The sequence below is a fragment of the Lactiplantibacillus modestisalitolerans genome, from assembly GCF_005405425.1.
Classification (GTDB): domain Bacteria; phylum Bacillota; class Bacilli; order Lactobacillales; family Lactobacillaceae; genus Lactiplantibacillus; species Lactiplantibacillus modestisalitolerans.
On sequence record NZ_BJEA01000010.1, the window covers coordinates 17,212 to 38,389 of the forward strand.

Here is a 21,178-nt window from a genome sequence, read left to right on the forward strand (position 1 = left end):
ACACCCTTGTAAATTAAAATTAGTTTAGCACAGTTTTAAATTCGTTAAAAGGTTCGGATTCCTTTTTGCTGACTTTCTGGTAAAATGGGGCTATTACAAAGTGAGGATGGAACGAAATGACAGGATCAGAACGAAGAGACCAAATTCGCGCACTTTTATCAACGAGTGATCGGGCAATCAGTGCGACGATTTTAGCCCATAAGTTTGGGGTTAGCCGCCAAACCATCGTTGGGGATATTTCGCTGTTACGGGCCCGCGGTTTAACCGTCGTGGCGACGTTACACGGGTACGAATTGGAGGCTAATGACCAGCCGAGCGCCATTATTGTTTGCCGCCACTTTCCAAGTGACGCGGCGGAAGAAATGCAACGGGTGATTCAGGCGGGGGGCGCCATTAAGGACGTTGAAATTGAACACCCGTTGTACGGCCAGTTGCGGGGAAGCTTGGAAGTACGAACGGCTGCGGACGTTAACCTATTCATGGGTCGCCTGAAGCATCAGCAGGGACATTTGTTATCCGAACTAACGGACGGGGTCCATACCCATACGGTGACTTATCAGACGCCCGACCAGTTAGCTGCCATTAAGCAGACGTTACGTGACGCCGGGTACTTATACGAAAACTAACTTAACATTGACAAGACAGGGGCCAATTATGGTCCTTATTAGAAGTAAATTAGACGCTAAAAAAACAGTATCAGTTGAGGTTAGACTCAGCGGGTACTGTTTTTTGGGCCTATGATAGTTGGTGTTGATCTGCTAGAAAGGCTGCTAATTGAATTTTTAATCAGTTCGGTGTGACTAGCGAAATATCAAGCTACGTTAAATTTAGTAACCGTTCTGCAGAATTATCTTCATTAATTAAGATTTACTGGAGTAACCAGTGAATCTTAATATAAAAGCCAGTCTAGCCAGCAGCGGGTGTAACCATGGCTCAACTGCGAAATTATTCTTAGTCGGAAGTGGATTGCTTCCGGCTTAGAATAAGGCTCGAATTTGAGATTGCTCAGTGGGTTTCTGAGTGAGCTCAAAGCGATGCCCGCAGTGTTCCAGCCAACCGGTTACACCCGCTGCTGGCGGCAATTTCAACACCAATTGGTACAGAGCCGTTTTTTAGGTTAGAAATAATCGTTAAAAGCGGGGGCGGTTGCTACTAAACTCGCATCAAGCCGCTGAGCCGCCGCTAAGCTGCCAGTTAATTGGCCGTGCATCAGGGCGCTCGTTAGGGAGCGGGTCCCGAAGCAGGCCTTTGTCAGTTGCTGAATCGTTAATTGTAAGTCTGCCGGCCCGTCCACGGTGGGCGTTAACCGGTTAAAGCTGACGGTTCCCGCCTGACTTTGCAGCTCCCAGCAACCTTGATTAGCGGGGAGGAGCGGATCAGTAATGGCTAAGCGAATCGGGGCCACCGCTGCTTGAAACGGGTAGCGCTTAATAAAGTCGTGCAGGTCGACGATTCTGGCCATCATGTACGGTGTCGTGGTCACTTGCATCCGGTCCGGGTCCGCCAGTAAGTCGAGGCCGTTGCCGTCGGTGGGAGCGTCGTAACTAAACTGGGCGAAGGTACTTCCATGCTTGGTCACGAAGTTTGCTAACGCCGTAAACGCGGCCGCTGAGTTGGTGGCCCATTCATGAATCGCGAAGGTGGTCGGCTGGCAACTATAGATGAGGTAGCCGCCAATTTGCGCTTCGGCATCCTGGTAAATTGCGACCCGCCAGTCGGGGTGCTTTAAGGCCAAATAGTCCCACCACCAATCGGGGCGAATCAGGCCACCCCGTTGATTTTGCGGTTGGGCCTGGTAAAAAGAGGCGCTTAACCGCAAGCCTTCAGTCCCGTAGCGGCGGATGCGTCCATCCGCCGCTAACGGCCGGATTCGCGGCAGGTCGCGGCTGGCGATGACTTGGTGGGTGCGGTTAAAGACGTGTTCATACCCAAACCGGCGGTAATAAGCATACGAGAACGGTGCTAAGTAGGATAACGTCACGCCGGCCGTAGCCATTTCCGTGAGCGCCGCCGTCAGCAACTTGCCGGCACCGCCGTGCCCCGCAAATTCGGGGGCACTCATGACGTCGCCGATTCCGTTCATCCGGTAGGTCGTTCCGTGAAAATTGACTTCAAAGGGCAGACTGTACAGGCCGCTAACGAGTTGGTGATCAGCGTGTAGTCCGTAGATCCAGCCGTGGTGGTAGCGGGCCATGAAAAATGCTCGGCGCTCAGGACTGTCCGGTTTATTGAACGCGTATTGATAAAGTTGGTAGAACGCCGCTCGATCGCTGGGCGAGGTTAAACGATAGTTATTTGGCATTTTAGCACCCCCTAAAATGATGACTAGTCAGCGTTAACGAATTTGAAGTCGGACCATGGTTGGAGCAATGCCAAGCATGGTTGGTCACTTGCAACGACGTGGCCAACGACGTTAATACGGCCACTATTGGTGAGGGCCTGGCGGGCGATTTGTAATTCGCCCTTGTACTGGCCAAAGTTATCGTTATCAATCAGCACGTCGCCGGCTTTGATTGCGGCCGTATGGCGAGCAGGGAACGCTTCGTCCTTATAAATAACGCGGGTTTGTGACGAGCGGATGACGTAATCCGAAAAGTCGCCCCGGTAAGTTTGTGGTTGGCCGAAGAGCACCTTGTGTTCGACGGGCGTTAGGTCATTAACCGTTTGAACGTGCAGTAACGGGTACGGGCTGAAAAAGACTTCGGCGGCCGCACTCAATTCCGCTTCACTGGCGTAGGCGTTACCGATTAAGACGTCGTCAATCAAGCCGGTCATCTTTAGGTATTGTACTTGCGCCGCAATTGGTAGCCCACGGTGGTTTTCCAAGGTGCACAGGCCGTCTTGCATTGGCCAAGGCCCAAAGGTGGCATCGTTTGAAGAAACGAACGCGGCGGTGTTGATGCCGTATTGCCGGTATTGTTCAGAAGCCTGAACAAAATAGTCTTTACCGAGGCCGGTATACTGTTGCGGGTAAAAATTATGTGAACCGAGCAAGTTTTCCTTGGACGGTGAGTAGTCCATGATCGTGTCAACGTAGTGGGTTCCCTTGGACATGTTGACCTCGATCTTTAAGCCAAATTCGTTATGGGTCATCCGGGCTTCCTCCTGGCCGGTGAACCCAAGGTCGAGCCGCACGCCCCATGCGCCCAGCTCGTGGAAGAAGGAAAGGTCGTCGTACGAAACGCCCAATTGCTTAAACAGGTCCGGATTGACGTCGACCATGACTTCGAGTCCGAGTTGGTTCGCGTAGCTAATCACCCGTTTAAAGTTATTAACAACTTCGTTTTGATCCCCCTTGATTTCTAGTAAAGAGGTAAAGACGCGTTGGTAGCCGTACTTAGCGGCGAGGTCCAAGTAGGCCGCGTCCTTTTCAAACGTTGACCGTTCGGGATAAACGGAAATACCAAGTTTACTCATTAAATAGTCCTCCAAAATTGTTTTTCTGTATTCGCTTACATTATCGCACACTTGATTGGTCCATACCAGCAAAAAACAAAATTGGTTGGTACAAATTTTAGAACTGTTCGCGCGGGCCGGATTATGATACGATTTTGGTAAACAAACTTGGAGGCGTTCAAATGACATTTGAAGCAATCTTACCAGAACTAAAAGCAGGTAAAAAGGCGGTTCGGACGGGCTGGGAAGGCACCGAACTATTCGTTGTCTTGCAAGCCGCGACGACCTACGCGGGCGATCCGCTGAACCCGTACTTTTTAATTAAAACGGTGGACGAAGCGTATAGTGTGTGGTCACCAACGGACTGTGATATTTTAGCCACTGATTGGCAACTAGTCGCTTAATGATGGAATTTACGGAATACCGCCAGCAAACGGTCTTGATCACCGGGGCGGCCTCTGGAATTGGACACGCCCAAGCGCAAGCCTTTTTGGCGCAGGGCGCGGCGGTGATCGCAATTGACCAACGGGCTGATCCTGCCGATTGGGCGGCTCCAGAGCGGCTAACGTATCACGTGGCCGACGTTCGCCAACCGGAACAACTCCAAGCGGCGATTCAGGCTGGAATTGCCCAGGCTGGGCAGCCCACGATTGTTTGTAACACGGCGGGAAAGTTAGATGGTTATCAGCCAAGTTTGGCGATTGATCTCGCAACGTGGCAGGATATTTTAGCCACCGATTTAACGAGTCAGTTTATCGTGACCAACGCCGTCCTCCCCGCAATGCTTGAACGTCAGCACGGGGTATTTGTGAACATGGCCTCGATTGCTGGGTTAGTCGGTGGTGGTGGTGGGGCGGCGTATACCGCTGCCAAGCACGCCATTATTGGTTACACCAAACAGCTTGATTTAGACTACGCGGCGCAGGGGATTCGGGCCAACTGCATTGCGCCGGGGGCCATTGATACCCCCATGAACGCGGCTGACTTTGCCGGTGACGGTCAGATGGCCCGCTGGGTTGCGAGCGAAACGCCAGCTAAGCGCTGGGCCCAGCCCGAAGAAGTTGCGGACCTAACGCTGTTTCTTGCGAGTCAGCACGCTGACTACCTGCACGGAACGGTGATTCCCATTGATGGCGGTTGGTTAGAAAAATAAGGGGGGCGTTTAGATGGATGACTGCATTTTTTGTCAGCCCCAGCCGACGGTCGTCGAAAACGAACTGGCGACTGCGTTTTACGACCTTCATCCGGTCAGTTTGGGACACTTATTGATTATTCCTAAGCAGCATTACGCAACCTGGTTTGACGTACCGGCCGCCGAGCGTCAAGCCATCTGGCAGTTGGTCGATACGGCGAAAGCCGCTTTAGATCAGCGGTACCAACCGGACGGTTACAACGTTGGCATTAACGTCGGTCCGGCTGCCGGGCAGACCATTATGCACTGTCACGTACACTTGATTCCGCGCTATCACGGCGACGTGCCGAACCCCACTGGTGGGATTCGCAACCTGTTGCCGCCGGAAGCAAACTGATAGGGGGACTTTTTTTGACAGAACAATTTAATAAGGTGGGGCGTCCGGGTAAAATTTTAACCACGACGCCGGTTTATCACGGGCCAATTTTTGACCTCGTTAAGCAGGAAATTGAAACGCCGGACGGCCTTAAGGTTGAGCGTGATTTGATCGACCACGGTAACGCGGTTACGATTTTAGCCATTACGGCGGATGATCAGGTCGTCTTAGGTTCCGAGTACCGGGTTGGCCGTAATTCTGAGACGGTTAGTTTACCGGCTGGGTTGATCAACGGTGACGAAGATCCGTTGGTCGCGGCTAAGCGGGAATTACAAGAAGAGACGGGGTACATTGCCCATGCGCCACAGCTAATGACCCGGATTAGCTCGTCGGAAGGCTTTACCAACGAAACGGTCAACCTGATTTTGACCCGAATTGATCCGAGTGAGCGGGGTAAACGCCACTTTGACCACGACGAATATGTGAATACGGCGCTTGTCCCGTTAAAGGACGTCATCCAAATGATGCGCCGGGGCCAAATTCGCTCGGCGCAGGGAATTTGCGCCTTAACGTGGTACCTGACTTTTATTCGACCGGAGGAACGCGCGTGAGGGGACTGACTAGTTAACGCTAGTGTGATTAGTGAAGAACACACACAGGAGGCTACGACATTCGTCGCGGCCTCCTGTTGTGTCTCCGAGTATTAATGCCGAAACGTGCACCAAAAGTCGGGAAACAACCCCGACGAACGCAAACGCCACCACTGAGCCACTTTAGGATCGCCCTCACGGCTAAATACGTATCGACTCAACAGTATCTCCCACTGATTGAAATCGGAAAGATCAATCAGTGGGAGACTGCTAAAATTAAATCATAAGGTATGAACCTGATTGGACCGCGAGTCCGTGGAATGAGTCATCATACGATTGGTTGGCTTTCACCATGGTTAAACGACATTTAACGGTCTTATTCATGCAAGCCACTACTACGACCTTATCCTGTTTGGGATAGGGCTTTTTTATAATCTGTAATAATAATCGGTTCAATAATATGCGGTGTTAATCTGCTAAAAATAAACGTGCAAGCTATTCTTAATTAGTAAGCACTCCGCATAACCATCTATATCAAATCTAACTAAGCTAAAGTAAGCCGTGGTAATTAATGTTAAGACTAGCCAACCGGTTATCCCCGCTGCTGGCGGCAGCATTGACACCGATTGGGGCGGGGCCCTGTTGGCACACGCTCATTTTAAGGTGTAAGTTAGTCTGATTTGACTTCAATTCCGGTGAGAAATGTTGCCAGATTAGCCGCCTGATAAAGGTTAACTTGCAGACCACGCACGAGCTTGAGGTCAACGTCTAAACGTTCAAACTCGCAACTGCTGAGATCGACACCCTTTAAGTTGGTTTCGTTGAAACTAGCCTGGTTGAGCTGACAAGCCGTGAAGCGTACCCGGCTAAACTGGTTGGTCATCAAACTGGCATCCGTTAGCTTACTTTGTTGGAAGCTGACGACCTTCATTTTGAGTTCACACAGGATGGCGAGGTCAAGGCGGCAATTAGTGAACTGAACGTTATTAAGTACCGACTTGGTGAGGTCGAGACCCACTAATTTACAGCCATCAAAGTGTGTGCGAAATAGGCTCGCGCCCTCAAAGTGGCAGTTTGAAAAGTCGCAGTGTTCAAACCGCACGTCGGCCACTTCCAGACGGTCAAACGTCCATCCAGTGAAAGTCACGTTTTGAAAGTAAACGTGGTCAAAAATGGGATGCGTCAGCGTGGTTGCTGGTAGTGTAACGTCACGAATAACGCAGTTGGTTAGTAGGTGGTCTTCATCGGTATAAATAGTATTAAAGTCGCCGGGATTTAAAGTATCCGGGTCAATTCGGGGTTGGTCCAAGTTGATTCCTCCGTTTCGTTTTCCTTAGCATAACAATTTTTATCGGTAAATTAATGAGAAATTACTAAGGCGATTTACGGCCGTTAATGGGATTGGCTGAAGTGATTAACCAAAACAAACGGTGAAAAGTCGCCTGAGACGCAATCTAAGCCCTAAATTATCATGAAAATTTTAGATAGCGCGGTGGGGCCGTATTTTAGCGACCCGGAAAACGCGGCTGATCAACGGTTAGTAACCATGCCTCGGTTGGCTTGCTTGTTAAGGATCACGCGGCTAAAAATTATGCTGAGCTGGACTTGGTAAGGTCAGCTTCGCATCTTCGGTTTTTGATTGACGGTGGTTGACGGGCGGCCTAGAGTGAAGCTAACGCGAATGTAGTTTAAAAAGCGGGTGGAGCCAATGAATGGGCGTCAGCGGAATTATCATTTGGAGACAAAAGAAGAGGCCGTGATATTAATCACAGCCTCGTGGATGTTACCTCATGTTAATAGCCGAAACGTACGCGTTAAAGGTTAAAGTAATCTTCTAAGAACACCGCGACGCCGTCTTCATCGTTACTCTTGGTAGCGTACTTAGTCGCCGCCTTGACCGCGGGAATCGCATTTGCCATGGCAACGCCGACCTTAGCCGCCGTCAGCATGCCGAGGTCGTTTTCTTGATCTCCAAACGCCATTAGGTTATCGAAGGTGGCGCCGGTATGGTCCAGAAGGGCCTTCAAACCATTGGCCTTATCGGTCCGTGGTGGCAAGTATTCGAGCAGGTTCGTCCGGGACGGGACCACGTGGAAGAAGTCCGTAATTTGACTAGGCAGTTGCGCTTGTAACTGTTTGGCGTCCGGCCCGGCCGTGACGACCTTACCATATTCCTGGTCGGGAAGGTCGGCAAACGAAACGTCACTAAACGGCATCAGGCCCTTGAGCATCTCCTCGTAGGGCGACTTGCCTAAATCGGTAATGGCGTAAACTTGGTCCAGCCCCAAAACGTCCAGGTAAAAGCCGCGTTGCTTAGCCTGTTCAAAGAGCGGTTGCAAGTTGGCCTTGTTGACACTGGTGCGGGCTAGCACCTTGCCGGTCGTATTTTGTTGAACGAGACCGCCGTTGAAGGTGATGGCGTAGTCGCGCTCCTGGTTAAGTTCCAGTTGCTTGAGAAACGGGGCAATCGCCTTAATGGGGCGACCGGTACAAAGCACGATCTGCTTGCCCGCGGTATGAAGCTTTTTTAACACCGTCGCGGTTCTTGCCGTAATCGTCTTCTCCGAAGTTAGCAACGTGTTATCAAGATCCAAAGCAATGGTGGTAATCATGTCCTCACACTTCCTTATTAAGATTTAAAAGCTGTTTGATGGTGGTTCCCATGTCGGCCGGTTCGCTGACGAGTTTGTGGCGAACGGGGGCGTTGCGCAGGGCTTGAACGGTTGCCGGAATCGGGACCTGGATCAGGTCGTGTAACTGGTCGACCGCGGTTAAACCGTCCGCCGCAGTTGGTGTTTGGTTAATGGCCCCCAGAACCGCTTGCGGAAATTTGTACGGGCTGGCAGTCGAAACGACGACCATTGGCCGTTCGTCGCGGGTGGCCGCTTGGTACTGTTTCGCAACCGCAGAAGCGACCGCCGTGTGCGGATCGATTGGGTAGTGGTGGCGCGCAAACAGGTGGTGAATTTCAGTTTGATCCTGTTGCTCAGTCACAAAGCCGGCCCAGAAGTCCTTGATCGCGGCGCGCATGGCTGGTGTCAGCGTGTAACGCCCGGTTGTTTGTAGGTCATGCATCAGATTAGCGGTCGCGATTGGATCCGATCCAGTTAAGTAGAAGACCAGGCGTTCCAAATTGCTGGAAACTAAAATATCCATTGACGGGGAACTTGTTAGGAAGAATTCCCGGTTCTTATCGTAGGTCCCGGTATTGAAAAAGTCGGTCAGGACGTTATTGCGATTCGACGCACAAATTAATTTATGAATCGGGGTTCCGAGTTGCTTGGCGTAGTAACCGGCGAGAATATCGCCAAAGTTTCCGGTTGGCACGCTAAAGTTGACCGTTTGACCGTTTTTAACTTGGCCCTGCTTAATTAGTTGCGCGTACGCGTAAACGTAGTAGGCCACTTGGGGGAACAGCCGCCCAATGTTGATCGAGTTGGCACTTGAAAATTGGAACTGGTGGGCCCGCAACTGCTCGTGCAACTCATGATCGTTAAGGAGTTGCTTGACGGTCGTTTGGGCTTCGTCAAAGTTACCGTTGATGGCGATCACGTGGGTGTTAGCGCCAGCCTGGGTAACCATTTGTTGTTTTTGAATCGCGCTAACGCCGTCCTTCGGATAGAAAACGATGATTTTCGTTTGCGGAACGTCAGCAAAGCCGGCCATGGCCGCCTTACCGGTATCACCGGAGGTGGCGGTTAAGATGACCACTTCCGCCGTTAAGTGATTCTTTTTAGCGGCGGTCGTCATTAGGTGGGGCAAGATTTGTAACGCTAAGTCTTTGAAAGCAATCGTTGGGCCGTGGAAAAGTTCGAGGTAGTACTGCTGACCGTGTTTAGTTACCGGTGCAATTGCCGGATCATCGAACTGATCACCGTAAGCCGCGTTGATGCAGGCGCGTAACTCCGCTTCCGTATAGTCGGTGAAGAATAGCTTGAGGACTTCGTAGGCCACTTCTTGATAGGAGCAGGTCGCAAGGTAGTCAAAATCAAGCTGCGCTTTTGGGAGTTGGACGGGCACAAAGAGGCCACCATCGGGGGTCAGCCCCTGAAGGACGGCTTGGGAGCTCGTCATCGTGTGGTTAGCGGTGTCACGGGTGCTTCGATAAAGTGTTTCCATGGATGGACTTCCTTTCAAAGGTGATTTTGTCTAAATCATACACTAAATTCCGGCGGAACGGGGTGTTTTCGTTAAATCGGTTGCGAATTCAGGTTACGAATTAATTAAGAGGGGATTGAGGAAGATGCAATTAGCAGGAATCGAACACCGGCCCGAAAGTGAGGACGCGGCCGTCGTGGGTAAGTTTCAGGTGCTGTTGCGGTTGAAAACGCCGTTGCAGACAATCCAACGGGTGGAAGTAAACTATGCCGACCCGTACCTATGGCCGACGCACCAACCACTGCAACGGGCCGACCTACACCCCGGGGTGCAAACGGAAAGCCAGCAATACTGGTGCGTCACCTTGACCGTCCCCACGCGCCGCTTGATGTATGCGTTTCGGGTGGTTGATCAAACGGGGCAATCCATGGGTTACGGTGACGCTGGCTTTTTTAAGGACCAGTCAGCAGAATGGGCACAAGCCAGCCAATACTTCCACTACCCCTTTACTTGGACCAGTGCGCCACCGACTTGGGCGGGCCAGACCGTTTGGTACCAAATCTTTCCGGACCGGTTTGCGGATGGTGACGACCAGCGTAATCCGGGTCACGTCCGTGCGTGGGGGCAACTGCCAGTCACCCGGTCGAGCGTTTACGGTGGCGACCTCGCGGGAATAACGGACCACTTAGACGATTTAGCAACTCTGGGAATCAACGGGTTATACCTGTGCCCCCTTTTTGCGGCGCCGTCGAACCATAAGTATGATCCAACCAACGAATTTCAAATTGATCCCCAGTTTGGAGACGAAGCGGACTTGCACCGGCTCGTTCAAGTAGCTCACGCCCACGGAATGAAAATCATGCTAGACGCAGTCTTTAATCACCTCGGTGCGCAGGCGCCCCAGTGGCAGTCCGTCCTGAAATTCGGGGCCAGTTCTCCGTACGCGGACTGGTTTGACGTCGCGAGCTGGCCGGTGCGGACGCAACCAGTACCGAACTATGCAACCTTTGGCACTGAACCAACGATGCCCAAGCTAAATACCCAGTTACCAGCGGTGCAAGCGTATTTGGCGGCGGTCGCTCGTTACTGGACGGTGCACTTCGACATTGATGCCTGGCGCTTTGACGTGGCCGATGAGGTGGCGCCCGTTCTGTGGCGCGCACTGACGGCCACGCTCCGCACGCTTAAGCCGGATATTTACCTAGTTGGCGAGGCTTGGCACCGCGCGCAGGCGTTAGTTGGGCCCGGCAAGTTTGATGCGGCCATGAATTATCCGTTGACGCGGTTGATTGCGCCGCTGTTTAACCGGACGCTTTCCCCCGCTAGTTACGTTGCTAAAACGAATCGGCAGCTTATGCAGTATCGCTGGCCGAACCAGGCGGTCATGCTGAACGCGCTTGATACGCATGATACGCCGCGACTGTGGACGACCTTACACGGCCACCTGGCACGTTTTAAGGCGGCCCTCGCCTTACTAATGTTGCTGCCAGGGAGTCCGTGTTTATACTACGGTACCGAAATTGGTTTGAGGGGCGGGGCCGACCCGGATAACCGGCGGTGTATGGACTGGCAACCAACGGCGGATGGTCGGCGGTTACGCGAATTTGTGAAACAATTGGTAAAATTTCGCCGCCAAAACGCGCCCCAACTGAACGCCCCGACAATTAAGTGGGCCAGCGGCGCGGATTGGTTAACGCTGCAACGCGGCCAACTTTGCGCCCAGTTTAATTTGAGTGCACGTGTGCAGCCCATTCAGATTGCGGGCGACGTCCAACTGGGGAACGGGGTGATTGCTGGCGTGCTGGTCGCTGACGGCTTCGTGATCACGCGACAGTAATGGAGGAAGGGGGCCAAAAGCTGGCTAGCCGACGCAAGTTTCCGACTATTAATATTCGGAGATAAAAAAATAAGCTGCGACGAAAGTCACAGCTTATTCGTGGATTGCCATTATTTGGCAGGAGCTGGCTTGATGGCACGGCCTTGAATAAATTCAATCACGATTAAAACGACGTAGCAAATCAGCACAATGCCGAGAAGACTGGTCGTTTCAACGGTACTTGAAAGCCAGTAGTATTGCCAGTGTTGGTTGTTGAAGACCCACCAAACTAACAGACCGGCAAGTAATCCTAAGGTATTCATAATTGCAATAAAGAAAATATTACCGTTTTGTTTTTGGCTTGCCCAGTAGGCGGTTAAGATGGCCATCCAGACACCCCAGACGATCAGGCCGACAACTACGACCCAGTAAATTAGTGATGCGATCATCGCGACTCCTTCTTTCTACTAGTTGATAAGTCCATTTTAACATGAATCCGATTACATTGGGAGGGGGCAGTGACAAAATTCACAATTAAACCAACTGGTTGTGCAAAACTTTTTCTTGGAGGGATGACTTGTTATTTAGCCCGGAATTATTTACAATTAAGTAATAACATAACGTCATAGGGAAAGGGTTGGCAATCAATGACTTCTGCATGGAATTGGATTGGAATCATTGCTTGGATTGTGGTTTTAGCGCTGTTTATCTGGGTCTTTCATAATATTCGGGTACGGCGAATCAAGATGATTGTCGAACGCAAGCATACGTTTGAATGGGGAAGTCTATTAATAACAACGGTTGAATTGGTCATTAGCTTTGGCCTGATCATCGGCATGGGTTACGCCACTTTTAATCGGCGGGTTGACCTGGCTGATCAAAAGGCCGTTAAGGTCAGTTACCAATACGAGCCGCTAGTTTTACGCGTGGGAACCGATGGGTCGTATTACGTGGCAGTTGAGCGTGGGACTAACAAGAAACCGGTGCATATTTATCATTACTGGGTAAACGGGGCGCGTTACACGGTTTCAAGTAACAAGGCGACCGTTGTAAGTAATTTAAACCAGGTTAAGATTGCGGACGCGGGAGTCCCGTGGTCGCAGAAAGCTTTAGCTAGCCAGGATAAACGGCACGAACGGGCCTACGTCGTTAAAATGACGGCGACGTACCAACCAACCTTTTGGAACGGCTTGGGCGTCCACGTGGGTCATCAGGCGATGACCCGCTGGTTGATTCGGGTACCCGAGCAATCGTTTATCAACACGGCCGATATTCAGTCAAATTAGGATTTCACTGTCGAACTCAGGGGGGACGGGTGTTCACTCGGAGTTCGCCTTTTTTTGCCCAGATGTTAAAAGTTATTAAATATTTATATTAGGATGCTTTTTTACTATAACTATTTTAATTGTGCGGTAAAATTAAAATGTCACTTATTTATAGGGTGACTAGTTTATCCGCTTAACTTTAGTGAACAAATGATAGAAAGAAGCGAACGTACTAATGATTGGCGAACAAGCAACCCCCATCTACATTTGTGGTGTGATTGGTAACGAGCAAGCCATGATCGTTAATAAGTGTTTAACCGGACCATTTAAAAACCGGTACGATTTAGCGACGGCCCCGATTTTTGCGGAAACCCCGTTAAGCGATGCCGTTAGCCAAATTACCCAAACGCAAACTGGCCTGGCAACGGTGATTGCTAAACAGTTGGGCACGGTTCAGTTTCATTTGCCCGGACTGGCTTCGCTAGGAATGCCGACCACGATGATCAATATTTTTTATTTACTAGAGCCGGTTGGTGGGCAACTGATCACGGAGCGGCCCGCATACACGCAAGCCCTCTCAGCGGGGGCGGCCCGCGTGCCGTTAACGGCTCTTAACTGGGGTAACAGTTCCCCAGCTGTCATGCAGGCAAAGCGCTTTTTAATGACGGGGGCCTTCCCAGTTGCGGATCAGCCGATTGCCGCTTACCAAGTTTTAAAGGACCCTTGTTTCTAGTCCGGGGTGCTTTTAGTTGTAAGTGAAGATGTAAGCGAATTCGCTTGGCTAGTTACTTGCAAGTTGACAATTGCGGCCAAGCGTTGTAACTTAGACTCAACTTAAAAATTAAATGTTGATGAGAAGAGTAGCGTTATTTTACCGCCTAGCGAGTCAAGGTTGGTGTAAGTTGACCGGTCAAAGTAGCGTGAAGATGAACTCGGAGTTGGTCAGTGGTTCACGCTACTGGCCCGGTTGGATCCCCGCTAACGGATTGGCCGTGGCAATTGCCGCGGTTAAGGCAGCGTCAGCTGTAAATGTGGGTGGTACCACGGAGTGTAAACTTCGTCCTTAACGAGTGTTAGGGACGGAGCTTTTTTTAGATTGAAAGGGGTTTGAGAAGATGGATCAAGCAACGTTTATTAAGCAGTACGCGACGAATCGCGCCAATACGAATTCTTTAAAATGGGATGCCTTGGATCAACGGTATGGGAACCCGGATTTAATTGCAATGTGGGTTGCGGATATGGAGTTTAAAGTTCCAGAAGCGGTCACGCAGGCCATTACCGAGCGGGTCGCCCACGGAATTTACGGGTACTCGTATACCCCGGATAGTTACTACCAAGCCTTTTTCAATTGGGAACAAACCCGGCACGGCCTTACGTTGCAAAAAGATTGGTTGCGCTTTGGGAGTGGGGTCGTTAATTCGTTATACGCGTTAGTTAACACGTTTACCAAACCAGGGGACGGGGTTTTGATTTTAACGCCCGTCTACTACCCATTTTTTAACGCCATTCAAGACAATCACCGCCAATTAGTGACGTCCAAACTGATCAATGATCAGGGTCATTATACGATTGACTTTGACGACGTGGCTGAAAAAATTCGGACGAACGAGGTCCGGCTCTTTATTCAGTGTTCGCCGCACAACCCGGTCGGGCGGATTTGGACTGAGGAAGAGGAGACCCGGCTGCTAGCGTTATGTGAGCAGTACCATGTGTTGGTGATCTCCGATGAAATTCACCAGGATATTGAACTTGACCCGCAAAACCATCCGTTTATTTCGGCCCTTAGCATTGCCGATGGTCGCTTTCAGGACCGGGTGATCGTGGTGAACGCGCCTTCGAAGACCTTTAACCTGGCGTGCTTGTTAAACTCGCACGTCATCATCCCGAATGCGGACTTGCGGGCGCGCTACGACGCGGCAATTAACCGGCTTAGTCAGACCGAAGTTAACGTGCTCGGACAGACCGGCGGGGCCGCCGCTTACGCGCACGGGGCGGAGTGGCTTGACCATATTTTGGCGATTGTTCGGGATAACTACGCGTACTTGAAGTCGGCGCTAGCGGCGCACGCCCCGGAAATCAAGGTGACCGATTTACAGGGGACCTACCTCGTCTGGCTAGATTTGCGCGCTGACGTGGCGCCGGCCGCTACCCGGGCCTTTATTCAGGACCAGTGTGGGCTTGCGGTTGATTACGGCGAGTGGTTTAGCCCGGACTACCAGGGCTTTGTCCGTTTGAACTTAGCCACCGACCCGAAGTACGTCCACCGGGCGACCGACAACATTGTCCGCTGTTTAACGGCCTTAAAAAACAAATAAAAAAAGGATTTCACGGGCGCTAGCCAGAAATCCTAGGGAAAAAGGGGCACAACCGCTCCCGGTTCAAATTTTAGTGGCTTTTATTCGTAATGGTGCGGCGTCGCTTGTTGAGGCGCCAGCGAATTAGGGCGTACACCCCAACCGCAAGTGCGATGACGACAATTGAACCGGCAGCTTTAAGGAAACCAAACATCCAGAAAAATACCGCCATGGCTAGCGTACAGTAAATGAGTAAAAACATGGGGGCCCTCCTTTGTGAAGCTACTAAGCAAGTTTATAGATTCATTGTAACGGGTAAAAGTAGCCATCCCGTGATTGAAATTTGAATTTTTTGTTAATAATGACTAAAAGGGTTGCGTTGAGCATTGGTGACTTTAAAATATTTTGGCAGTTATAGTGAGTTTGTCGAAAACTCAACTAGCCCCTTTTTAGCGGATTAACACCATATATCATAGAACCCAATAAAACCGTGCCCCGAACATTTCCGGGGCACGGTTTTATTGGGTTAGGACGTTATGACGCCCGGTTTTTAAAGATGAACAGTTTGCTGAAGAACCAGTTCATGACGACGATGATGACTTGGTCGATAATTTTAACGATTAGGTCGTTACCGTGAAGGACCGAAATCCCGACGATCATGATGCCTTGGTCAACGAAGAAACTGAGTAACCGGAATCCAAAAAATGAAACCATTTCGTGGAAGACGGCCTTGGTCGTGGGCGTTTTGGAGTCGAAGACCCACAGTTTATTGGTAATGTAAGCGAAAAGCACTGATAGGAACCAGGCAATCGTGTTGGCTAACCAGTAGGGCCAAATAAAATTAAAAAGCCAAAAAACGACTAAGTTAACTAGGGTGGTCAGGCCACCGAAGATTAAGTAGGCGAGAACGCTCTGGTAGCGTCGCCAAAGTTGCTTGATAAGTTGCACCACTTGCTTGAACCTCACTTGTTAGAATATCGCGTTATTTGCTTTATTAATCCTAACACAATTCATGCGGTGCGGTTGGCAAAACGTTATTTTTGCACTAAATCGTTAAGATAGGCATCAAAGGTCGCGCGGGCCAGCGCTAAGTCGTCAAAAGATTCTTGATTAACGGTGAAGCAACCGAGTAACGTGGCGGCCGTAATCTTGAGTTCTAAGGGATGCTTGCCAAAATAATGTCGGGTCAGTTGCAATTGATAAGAGAGTTCGCCATTCACGACGACCGTTTCCTGGGCCAGCGTTACTGGCGGTAATTTCATTGCTAACATGCACATCGCCCCCCTGATGATTACCTTTAATTGTAGTGGGTCGGTGTAAATATTCAGCTTTGTTTATGTAAATATTGTGTAATGGTTACTAAGATTAACCGGACGAGGCCGGCCGCGCCCGGCTACCAACGTGTGGGCGCGCTTGACCGTCAGTTTGCAAACTGGGCGAACGGGGATCCGTGGGTGAATGGTTAGGCTAGTCAACATTTGGCAACGCATTCACGAGCGAAGAATGGTAAAATAAGTTAAGAAGACGGAAAGGGTGTGGCGCAGATGTTACAAGAATATACGAATATTTTAGTTCCCCTAGATGGTTCTGAACAGGCGGAGATTGCTTTAGAAAAGGCGGTCGCGGTTGCTAAACGTAACCAGGCCCACGTTGACATGTTGTCCGTGATTGATCCCGGACAATTTGGGTATAATTTGGCCGGACTGGCGGATGGCGATATTACCTACCAGCTGGTTCAGGATTCCGAAGCCTACTTACAAAAAGAGATTGATAAGATTAAGGCGGCGGGCTTTACGGACATTTCCTTCCATATTCGGATGGGGAGCCCGAAGCCAATCATTTCGCAAGACTTTGTGCGGGATCACCATAACGATTTGATTATGATGGGAGCCACCGGGTTGAACGCGATGGAGCGGGTACTGGAAGGTTCCGTCACGACTTACGTTCAGCGTAACGCGTTGACCGACGTGATTGTCGTGAAAACTGATTTAGATAATACCCAAGTGGAAAAATAGCGTGAAACGCAGGACCCGTTAGTTGGAGGTAAGTCTTCAACTAGCGGGTCCTTTTGAGAATCTATACCAATTAGTGTTGGGATTGCCGCCAGCAGCGGGTGTAACCGGGTGGCTGGAACACTGCGGGCATCGATTTGAGCTCACTCAGAAAAACCACTGAGCAATCTCAAATTCGAGCCTTATTCTAAGCCGGAAGCAGCCCACTTCCGGTCAAGAATAATTTCGCAGTTGAGCCATGGTTACACCCGCTGCTGGCTAGACTGGCTTTTTTCTGAGCTTCACGGAATATTTTAGTGAGTCAAAATTAATGAAAGTGATTCGACAGAACGATTACTAGATTTATCGTAATCTTGCTTGCTGTTTTGCTAGTCACAACGAACTGGTTAAAAATTCAAGTGGCAATCTTCTTAGCAAATCAACACCAAATATCATAGCCTCCCTTTTGAGCCTGGATTAACGACGAATTAGGCATCTAGCGCAAGCACCCGCTGGGCGGTTTCTGCGTCGGTGATCAACGTGGTTAAGATGCCCATTTTTAGCAACGCTAAGATGGAAGGCGCCTTGGTGAGCGACCGGGCAATCGCAATGGCGTTCGGGACTTTGGCGAGTTGGGGTAACGGAATACTGATGGTCCGATTTAGGAGGTTGCCACTTAGAATTTTGCCGTTCTTATCAAAAAAGGTGCAACAACAGTCACCAATCGCTTGTCGTTCTTTCAGCATTGCGCGGTCTTCCGTGGTTAAGAGGTCGCGCCAGCAACTGCTAGCGGTCGTTAACGGGCCCCCAATCCCCAATAGGGCGATATCAAGGTGGTTCCAGCAGTGCTGGATTTCGTGAAAGTATTTCGAGGCCATGATACCGTCGCGAATATACTGGGATTCTTGGACCGCCGCGGCGTCGACGAATAGGCTCCGACCACCAAAGGTGCGAGCGGCGTCGTAAACGATCCCGTTAACGTGGTACTGGGCGTTGGACGGACTGGGGCCACCCACCAGCGGGACGAAGAGGGCGTCGGTTTGAATGGGATTTTTAATTTGACCGACCATGCCGCTTAAAATTGATCCCCACGCGAAGCCCACTACGTTATGCGGTTTAATAATTTGTTTCAAGTACTGCGCCGCTTCGCTGGAGAGCTGCTGCTCTTTCCGTTCCGCGATGGCATGGGGTTCGGTTGCGATAACGAGGGCATTTTTTAACCCGTAGCGGTGTTTGAGTTGTTCTTCCAGGTTAAATAGTTCCGAATCAAAATCGTTGATCTTAATTTCAACGATGCCTTCGCGCCGGGCCTGTTTGAGCATTCGGCTAATTGTGGTGCGGTAAATATTAAGTTCCTTGGCAATTTGTGACTGAGTATAGTCGCGTTCGTAATAAAGATAGCTAATTTTAGCGAGTAGTTGTTGCCGGGTTTTATTCATGGTTGCTTCCCCCTTTGATCGTGACGCGCACATCTGTGCAATTTGAATTGTAAGCGCTATTTTGTGCGGATGCAAGTATAATTTGATTGAAAATTTGCTGTACGGCGCGGCGGCGTTTGTTTACATTTTAGCGGCGCGCTCAGTTGGGGGTTACCAATGCGTATATTATTGGGCAATTAAGCGTGGTAATTTCCACAACGGGGGGCTTAGCGATTTTGCACGAACGGCCGAGCTATCACCTAAGTCAGGTTTTTGTGGGGCTTTTCTTGATCCTGGTCGGGTGCATGACGACGGCAGTTATTTAGGCTGGCACCCTAATGATTGTGGGTGACCGCAAATAGATTTAAATCAAAAACAGCACCGCCGAACCCGGGCTATTAGCCGCGTTCGACAGTGCTGTTTGTCGTTAGATTAATTCTTTAGGTGGAGCCGTTTATAGAAGATTAGGCTCAGCCCACCAGTGATGCCACAGCCGACGATCATCGACACAATTGGCATGATCGGGTTGAAGTTACCGCTAAGTGCCTGACCATGCAGCGGATAGCCAATCATGAATTTCAGAAAGTTTTCAAATCCGCTACTTTGCATGAATTTCGGGGTGTTGGGACTCGTAAGTGAAATCAGCATGCCAAGCGCAAAGACGCCGAGAATTGGAATAACCATAATCAGAATGCGTTGCGTATGCTTGTTGAATAACGCGAGCAAACTACCAACGGCCATGCCCAGAAGCCCACAACCAATGTAGAAGATCCACATGAAGAACATGCTGGCAAGGAGGTTTAACCAAACGTTGCTGCCAAGCCAGTCGGCGTAAAGCATGTAGGCCGTTTGATCGAGCATTTGGTGCGTGGTCATACCGCGAGTTGGGGCGGAAAAACCATACGAATAAAGGGCGCAAAGCAGCTCGCCAATAAAGCTGATGATAATGATGGCGTAAATGCGACTAAGCCAGTAAGTCGTCCGCGAGATACCGTTCTGGATGAACAACTTAAAGTAGTCGTAAGTCAAGGACTGAAAAACAAACATGAACAAGGCAAACATGATACCGAGACCAAGGTTATTGAGCGCAGAAACAATCGAGTAGTTTTCAAAACGGAAGCCCGTTAAAATGCGATAAATAAACGGGAGACCGAAGAAAACGGCGAGTAACCACAGAAAGGATTGCCCCATGGTTTTTAGCTGATCCGTCAACAGGTAGCGGGTCGTAACGTTAAGTTTAGTGTTCATGGTTGCCGGACGCCTCCTTAGTGTTGGTTAAGCTAACGAATAATTTCTGTAAGTCTAAGTGCTCAATTTGCACGGTATCTGGAATTGGCCGGTTATTATCTAGGGCCCCGTAAACGTATTCGGCAGTGATACTGCCCAGATGGTCTTCACCAATGACGTTGAGCCCGTCCGTGTATTGCTGAACGTCGGTTTGAGGACCAGAAATCAAGTAGGCCTTGGCGAGAATGTCGCTGACTTCGCCGTTGACGACAATGTGGTGATTATCTAAAACGAAGACGTGCTCAATCAGGTTGGCAATTTCTTCAATTAAATGGGTCGAAATCACGAAGGTTCGTGGTCGTTCGCTATAGGTCTCAATCAATTCTTGATAAAACAGGTCGCGGTGGTTGGCGTCCAGTCCAAGTACTGGTTCGTCTAAAAAGACATAGTTAACCGGCACGCAGAGGGCCAAGATTAACTTAAAGATCGAACGGTACCCGGTTGAAAGCTTACCGAAGCGGGCGTTAGTATCAAGTCCGAATGCTTTTGCCAAGCGGGCCGCGTAATCAAAGTCGAAGTCGCCGTAAAATTGGGCGGTAAGCTTAAAAAGTTGCGCGACCTTACTCCGTTCGCTATAGAGGTCCACTTCGCTCATTAAGAAGAGTTTCCCAAGGGCGCGGTCGTTGTCGTGGACCGACTCGCCATCAATTTCGACCCGCCCACTAGTCGGTTGAATCCGATTGCTAATGATGTTTAGCAGGGTACTTTTCCCCGCGCCGTTGCGGCCCAGTAAGCCATAAATTTTATTTGGTTCGATGGTTAAATTCAAATTATCAAGCACGACATGCTTGTGGAAAACTTGCTGAATCGCCTGAATTTGAATACTCATTGTTCCGAAAACCCCCGTTCAATTAATGATGATAGTTCTGCTTGGGTCAGGTGAAGCTTGCGGGCTTCACTGACCAGTTTCTTCACGTAATCGTCATAAAACTGATTACGGCGTTTTTCAACCACGCGGGCTTGGGCGCCAGCGATGACGAACATCCCGACTCCGCGCCGTTTTTCAATTAGTTGGGCATCAACCAGGATATTCATGCCCTTCAAAACGGTGGCTGGATTAATGTGAAACTCCTTGGAAACCTCAGTTGTGGAGGGGATTTGTTCCCCCTCGGCAAACGTCCGTGTAAAGATTGCTTCTTCAATCTGATCAGCAACTTGGCGGTAAATTGGCTCCGTACTATTAAAGTTGAACTGCATTTTCTTCACCTCATTGCAGTGGAATACGCTATTTGGTTGCGATCTTTTGATGTCCCTGTAATTGGTGTTCCGTTCGGTCGATTCGCGCTGCAATCCAACTGGATAAGAGGAGGAGTGCGCCCAAAACGACGAGGAGCGTATCTTGATGTGCAAACGGAACAAGGTTGGCGGTGACGATACTAGCCGTGAGCCATAAAAGCGGCATTAACGTGCCTAACCAAAACTGACGCCGGTTTGCCAAGACGTACCGGTGGAGCGGCGTAATAACGATCAATAGTGCAACTAAACCAAAGTATACCATGATTGGTTCCTCCCCTA

At 50.1% G+C, this 21,178-nt stretch carries 25 protein-coding genes; 11 read left to right on the top strand and 14 right to left on the bottom strand.

The features are described from left to right. Positions 1 to 116 precede the first annotated feature (116 nt). Positions 117 to 626, top strand: coding sequence for a transcription repressor NadR (locus FFM79_RS06330; protein ID WP_137642628.1), 510 nt, complete (start codon positions 117 to 119; stop codon positions 624 to 626). A 491-nt stretch (positions 627 to 1,117) separates the two neighbouring features. On the opposite strand, the gene FFM79_RS06335 is transcribed toward FFM79_RS06330, so the two are convergent. After that, positions 1,118 to 2,302: a GNAT family N-acetyltransferase gene (locus tag FFM79_RS06335; protein ID WP_137642629.1), complete on the bottom strand. Its 1,185-nt coding sequence runs from the start codon at positions 2,300 to 2,302 to the stop codon at positions 1,118 to 1,120. A 23-nt stretch (positions 2,303 to 2,325) separates the two neighbouring features. Then, complete coding sequence (locus FFM79_RS06340; protein WP_137642630.1) at positions 2,326 to 3,417, bottom strand: DUF871 domain-containing protein; 1,092 nt, start codon at positions 3,415 to 3,417, stop codon at positions 2,326 to 2,328. Between the two features lie 161 nt (positions 3,418 to 3,578). On the opposite strand from FFM79_RS06340, the gene FFM79_RS06345 reads away from it, so the two are divergent. From FFM79_RS06345 to FFM79_RS06360, 4 genes are read left to right on the top strand one after another with little or no spacing between them, the layout of a single operon-like run. Next, positions 3,579 to 3,800: a DUF2829 domain-containing protein gene (locus tag FFM79_RS06345; RefSeq protein ID WP_137642631.1), complete on the top strand. Its 222-nt coding sequence runs from the start codon at positions 3,579 to 3,581 to the stop codon at positions 3,798 to 3,800. 2 nt (positions 3,801 to 3,802) lie between these two features. Further along, a complete protein-coding gene (locus FFM79_RS06350) occupies positions 3,803 to 4,549 on the top strand; it encodes a 3-oxoacyl-ACP reductase (protein WP_137642753.1) in 747 nt (248 codons plus the stop codon). 13 nt (positions 4,550 to 4,562) lie between these two features. Further along, positions 4,563 to 4,925: an HIT family protein gene (locus tag FFM79_RS06355; protein ID WP_137642632.1), complete on the top strand. Its 363-nt coding sequence runs from the start codon at positions 4,563 to 4,565 to the stop codon at positions 4,923 to 4,925. Positions 4,926 to 4,939: 14 nt separating this feature from the next. Next, positions 4,940 to 5,515, top strand: a complete 576-nt coding sequence (locus FFM79_RS06360) for an NUDIX hydrolase (protein WP_137642633.1) — start codon at positions 4,940 to 4,942, stop codon at positions 5,513 to 5,515. Between the two features lie 649 nt (positions 5,516 to 6,164). Here the strand turns inward: FFM79_RS06360 and FFM79_RS06365 are convergent. From FFM79_RS06365 to thrC, 3 genes are all read right to left on the bottom strand, one after another. Beyond that, positions 6,165 to 6,803 (bottom strand): pentapeptide repeat-containing protein, encoded by a 639-nt coding sequence (locus FFM79_RS06365; protein ID WP_170177400.1) that lies wholly within the window; start codon positions 6,801 to 6,803, stop codon positions 6,165 to 6,167. Positions 6,804 to 7,308: 505 nt separating this feature from the next. After that, a complete protein-coding gene (locus tag FFM79_RS06370; protein WP_137642635.1) occupies positions 7,309 to 8,106 on the bottom strand; it encodes a Cof-type HAD-IIB family hydrolase in 798 nt (265 codons plus the stop codon). Positions 8,107 to 8,110: 4 nt separating this feature from the next. Then, positions 8,111 to 9,613, bottom strand: a complete 1,503-nt coding sequence (gene thrC, locus FFM79_RS06375; RefSeq protein ID WP_137642636.1) for a threonine synthase — start codon at positions 9,611 to 9,613, stop codon at positions 8,111 to 8,113. 124 nt (positions 9,614 to 9,737) lie between these two features. Here thrC and FFM79_RS06380 point away from each other — a divergent pair, with 124 nt between their 5' ends. Then, positions 9,738 to 11,429 (top strand): glycoside hydrolase family 13 protein, encoded by a 1,692-nt coding sequence (locus FFM79_RS06380; protein ID WP_137642637.1) that lies wholly within the window; start codon positions 9,738 to 9,740, stop codon positions 11,427 to 11,429. Between the two features lie 110 nt (positions 11,430 to 11,539). On the opposite strand, the gene FFM79_RS06385 is transcribed toward FFM79_RS06380, so the two are convergent. Further along, positions 11,540 to 11,857, bottom strand: coding sequence for a hypothetical protein (locus tag FFM79_RS06385; protein WP_137642638.1), 318 nt, complete (start codon positions 11,855 to 11,857; stop codon positions 11,540 to 11,542). Positions 11,858 to 12,055: 198 nt separating this feature from the next. Between FFM79_RS06385 and FFM79_RS06390 the strand changes: the two genes are divergently transcribed. From FFM79_RS06390 to FFM79_RS06400, 3 genes are all read left to right on the top strand, one after another. Next, complete coding sequence (locus FFM79_RS06390) at positions 12,056 to 12,694, top strand: LVIS_2131 family protein (RefSeq protein ID WP_137642639.1); 639 nt, start codon at positions 12,056 to 12,058, stop codon at positions 12,692 to 12,694. 214 nt (positions 12,695 to 12,908) lie between these two features. Beyond that, positions 12,909 to 13,406, top strand: coding sequence for an NUDIX hydrolase (locus FFM79_RS06395; protein WP_137642640.1), 498 nt, complete (start codon positions 12,909 to 12,911; stop codon positions 13,404 to 13,406). Between the two features lie 382 nt (positions 13,407 to 13,788). Beyond that, positions 13,789 to 14,988, top strand: coding sequence for a MalY/PatB family protein (locus tag FFM79_RS06400; RefSeq protein WP_137642641.1), 1,200 nt, complete (start codon positions 13,789 to 13,791; stop codon positions 14,986 to 14,988). Positions 14,989 to 15,058: 70 nt separating this feature from the next. Here FFM79_RS06400 and FFM79_RS12620 read toward each other — a convergent pair whose 3' ends face one another. The 3 genes from FFM79_RS12620 to FFM79_RS06410 all read right to left on the bottom strand — a co-directional run bounded on the left by FFM79_RS12620 (position 15,059) and on the right by FFM79_RS06410 (position 16,238). Beyond that, positions 15,059 to 15,229, bottom strand: a complete 171-nt coding sequence (locus tag FFM79_RS12620; protein WP_170177401.1) for a hypothetical protein — start codon at positions 15,227 to 15,229, stop codon at positions 15,059 to 15,061. 272 nt (positions 15,230 to 15,501) lie between these two features. Continuing rightward, entirely contained in the window at positions 15,502 to 15,918 is a 417-nt protein-coding gene (locus FFM79_RS06405; protein WP_137642642.1) for a GtrA family protein, read from the bottom strand. An 83-nt stretch (positions 15,919 to 16,001) separates the two neighbouring features. Further along, the gene (locus tag FFM79_RS06410) at positions 16,002 to 16,238 is read right to left on the bottom strand and encodes a hypothetical protein (RefSeq protein WP_137642643.1); all 237 of its coding nucleotides are present in this window, start codon (positions 16,236 to 16,238) and stop codon (positions 16,002 to 16,004) included. 273 nt (positions 16,239 to 16,511) lie between these two features. On the opposite strand from FFM79_RS06410, the gene FFM79_RS06415 reads away from it, so the two are divergent. Next, positions 16,512 to 16,982, top strand: a complete 471-nt coding sequence (locus FFM79_RS06415) for a universal stress protein (RefSeq protein WP_137642644.1) — start codon at positions 16,512 to 16,514, stop codon at positions 16,980 to 16,982. Positions 16,983 to 17,446: 464 nt separating this feature from the next. Here FFM79_RS06415 and FFM79_RS06420 read toward each other — a convergent pair whose 3' ends face one another. After that, positions 17,447 to 18,397, bottom strand: coding sequence for a sugar-binding transcriptional regulator (locus FFM79_RS06420; RefSeq protein ID WP_137642645.1), 951 nt, complete (start codon positions 18,395 to 18,397; stop codon positions 17,447 to 17,449). A gap of 182 nt (positions 18,398 to 18,579) precedes the next feature. Here FFM79_RS06420 and FFM79_RS12735 point away from each other — a divergent pair, with 182 nt between their 5' ends. After that, positions 18,580 to 18,702, top strand: coding sequence for a hypothetical protein (locus FFM79_RS12735; RefSeq protein ID WP_263854455.1), 123 nt, complete (start codon positions 18,580 to 18,582; stop codon positions 18,700 to 18,702). Between the two features lie 106 nt (positions 18,703 to 18,808). Here the strand turns inward: FFM79_RS12735 and FFM79_RS06430 are convergent, their stop codons facing one another. From FFM79_RS06430 to FFM79_RS06445, 4 genes are read right to left on the bottom strand one after another with little or no spacing between them, the layout of a single operon-like run. Continuing rightward, entirely contained in the window at positions 18,809 to 19,624 is an 816-nt protein-coding gene (locus FFM79_RS06430) for an ABC transporter permease (RefSeq protein WP_137642646.1), read from the bottom strand. Continuing rightward, positions 19,614 to 20,492, bottom strand: coding sequence for an ATP-binding cassette domain-containing protein (locus FFM79_RS06435; protein WP_137642647.1), 879 nt, complete (start codon positions 20,490 to 20,492; stop codon positions 19,614 to 19,616). The genes FFM79_RS06430 and FFM79_RS06435 overlap by 11 nt, the downstream gene beginning before the upstream one ends. Continuing rightward, the gene (locus tag FFM79_RS06440) at positions 20,489 to 20,860 is read right to left on the bottom strand and encodes a GntR family transcriptional regulator (RefSeq protein WP_137642648.1); all 372 of its coding nucleotides are present in this window, start codon (positions 20,858 to 20,860) and stop codon (positions 20,489 to 20,491) included. Before FFM79_RS06440 ends, FFM79_RS06435 begins: the two co-directional genes overlap by 4 nt. A 28-nt stretch (positions 20,861 to 20,888) precedes the next feature. Next, complete coding sequence (locus tag FFM79_RS06445; protein WP_137642649.1) at positions 20,889 to 21,161, bottom strand: hypothetical protein; 273 nt, start codon at positions 21,159 to 21,161, stop codon at positions 20,889 to 20,891. Positions 21,162 to 21,178 lie beyond the last annotated feature (17 nt).

Bases quoted from the DNA above. Each gene is read 5' to 3' on its own strand.
- FFM79_RS06345 (WP_137642631.1), top strand. From the start codon at position 3,579: ATGACATTTGAAGCAATCTTACCAGAACTAAAAGCAGGTAAAAAGGCG.
- FFM79_RS06335 (WP_137642629.1), bottom strand. From the start codon at position 2,302: ATGCCAAATAACTATCGTTTAACCTCGCCCAGCGATCGAGCGGCGTTC.
- FFM79_RS06395 (WP_137642640.1), top strand. From the start codon at position 12,909: ATGATTGGCGAACAAGCAACCCCCATCTACATTTGTGGTGTGATTGGT.
- FFM79_RS06400 (WP_137642641.1), top strand. From the start codon at position 13,789: ATGGATCAAGCAACGTTTATTAAGCAGTACGCGACGAATCGCGCCAAT.
- FFM79_RS12620 (WP_170177401.1), bottom strand. From the start codon at position 15,229: ATGTTTTTACTCATTTACTGTACGCTAGCCATGGCGGTATTTTTCTGG.
- FFM79_RS06330 (WP_137642628.1), top strand. From the start codon at position 117: ATGACAGGATCAGAACGAAGAGACCAAATTCGCGCACTTTTATCAACG.
- FFM79_RS06435 (WP_137642647.1), bottom strand. From the start codon at position 20,492: ATGAGTATTCAAATTCAGGCGATTCAGCAAGTTTTCCACAAGCATGTC.
- FFM79_RS06355 (WP_137642632.1), top strand. From the start codon at position 4,563: ATGGATGACTGCATTTTTTGTCAGCCCCAGCCGACGGTCGTCGAAAAC.
- FFM79_RS06390 (WP_137642639.1), top strand. From the start codon at position 12,056: ATGACTTCTGCATGGAATTGGATTGGAATCATTGCTTGGATTGTGGTT.
- FFM79_RS06430 (WP_137642646.1), bottom strand. From the start codon at position 19,624: ATGAACACTAAACTTAACGTTACGACCCGCTACCTGTTGACGGATCAG.
- FFM79_RS06340 (WP_137642630.1), bottom strand. From the start codon at position 3,417: ATGAGTAAACTTGGTATTTCCGTTTATCCCGAACGGTCAACGTTTGAA.
- FFM79_RS06445 (WP_137642649.1), bottom strand. From the start codon at position 21,161: ATGGTATACTTTGGTTTAGTTGCACTATTGATCGTTATTACGCCGCTC.
- FFM79_RS06410 (WP_137642643.1), bottom strand. From the start codon at position 16,238: ATGTTAGCAATGAAATTACCGCCAGTAACGCTGGCCCAGGAAACGGTC.
- FFM79_RS06420 (WP_137642645.1), bottom strand. From the start codon at position 18,397: ATGAATAAAACCCGGCAACAACTACTCGCTAAAATTAGCTATCTTTAT.
- FFM79_RS06440 (WP_137642648.1), bottom strand. From the start codon at position 20,860: ATGCAGTTCAACTTTAATAGTACGGAGCCAATTTACCGCCAAGTTGCT.
- FFM79_RS06385 (WP_137642638.1), bottom strand. From the start codon at position 11,857: ATGATCGCATCACTAATTTACTGGGTCGTAGTTGTCGGCCTGATCGTC.
- FFM79_RS06415 (WP_137642644.1), top strand. From the start codon at position 16,512: ATGTTACAAGAATATACGAATATTTTAGTTCCCCTAGATGGTTCTGAA.
- FFM79_RS06350 (WP_137642753.1), top strand. From the start codon at position 3,803: ATGGAATTTACGGAATACCGCCAGCAAACGGTCTTGATCACCGGGGCG.
- FFM79_RS06370 (WP_137642635.1), bottom strand. From the start codon at position 8,106: ATGATTACCACCATTGCTTTGGATCTTGATAACACGTTGCTAACTTCG.
- thrC (WP_137642636.1), bottom strand. From the start codon at position 9,613: ATGGAAACACTTTATCGAAGCACCCGTGACACCGCTAACCACACGATG.
- FFM79_RS06380 (WP_137642637.1), top strand. From the start codon at position 9,738: ATGCAATTAGCAGGAATCGAACACCGGCCCGAAAGTGAGGACGCGGCC.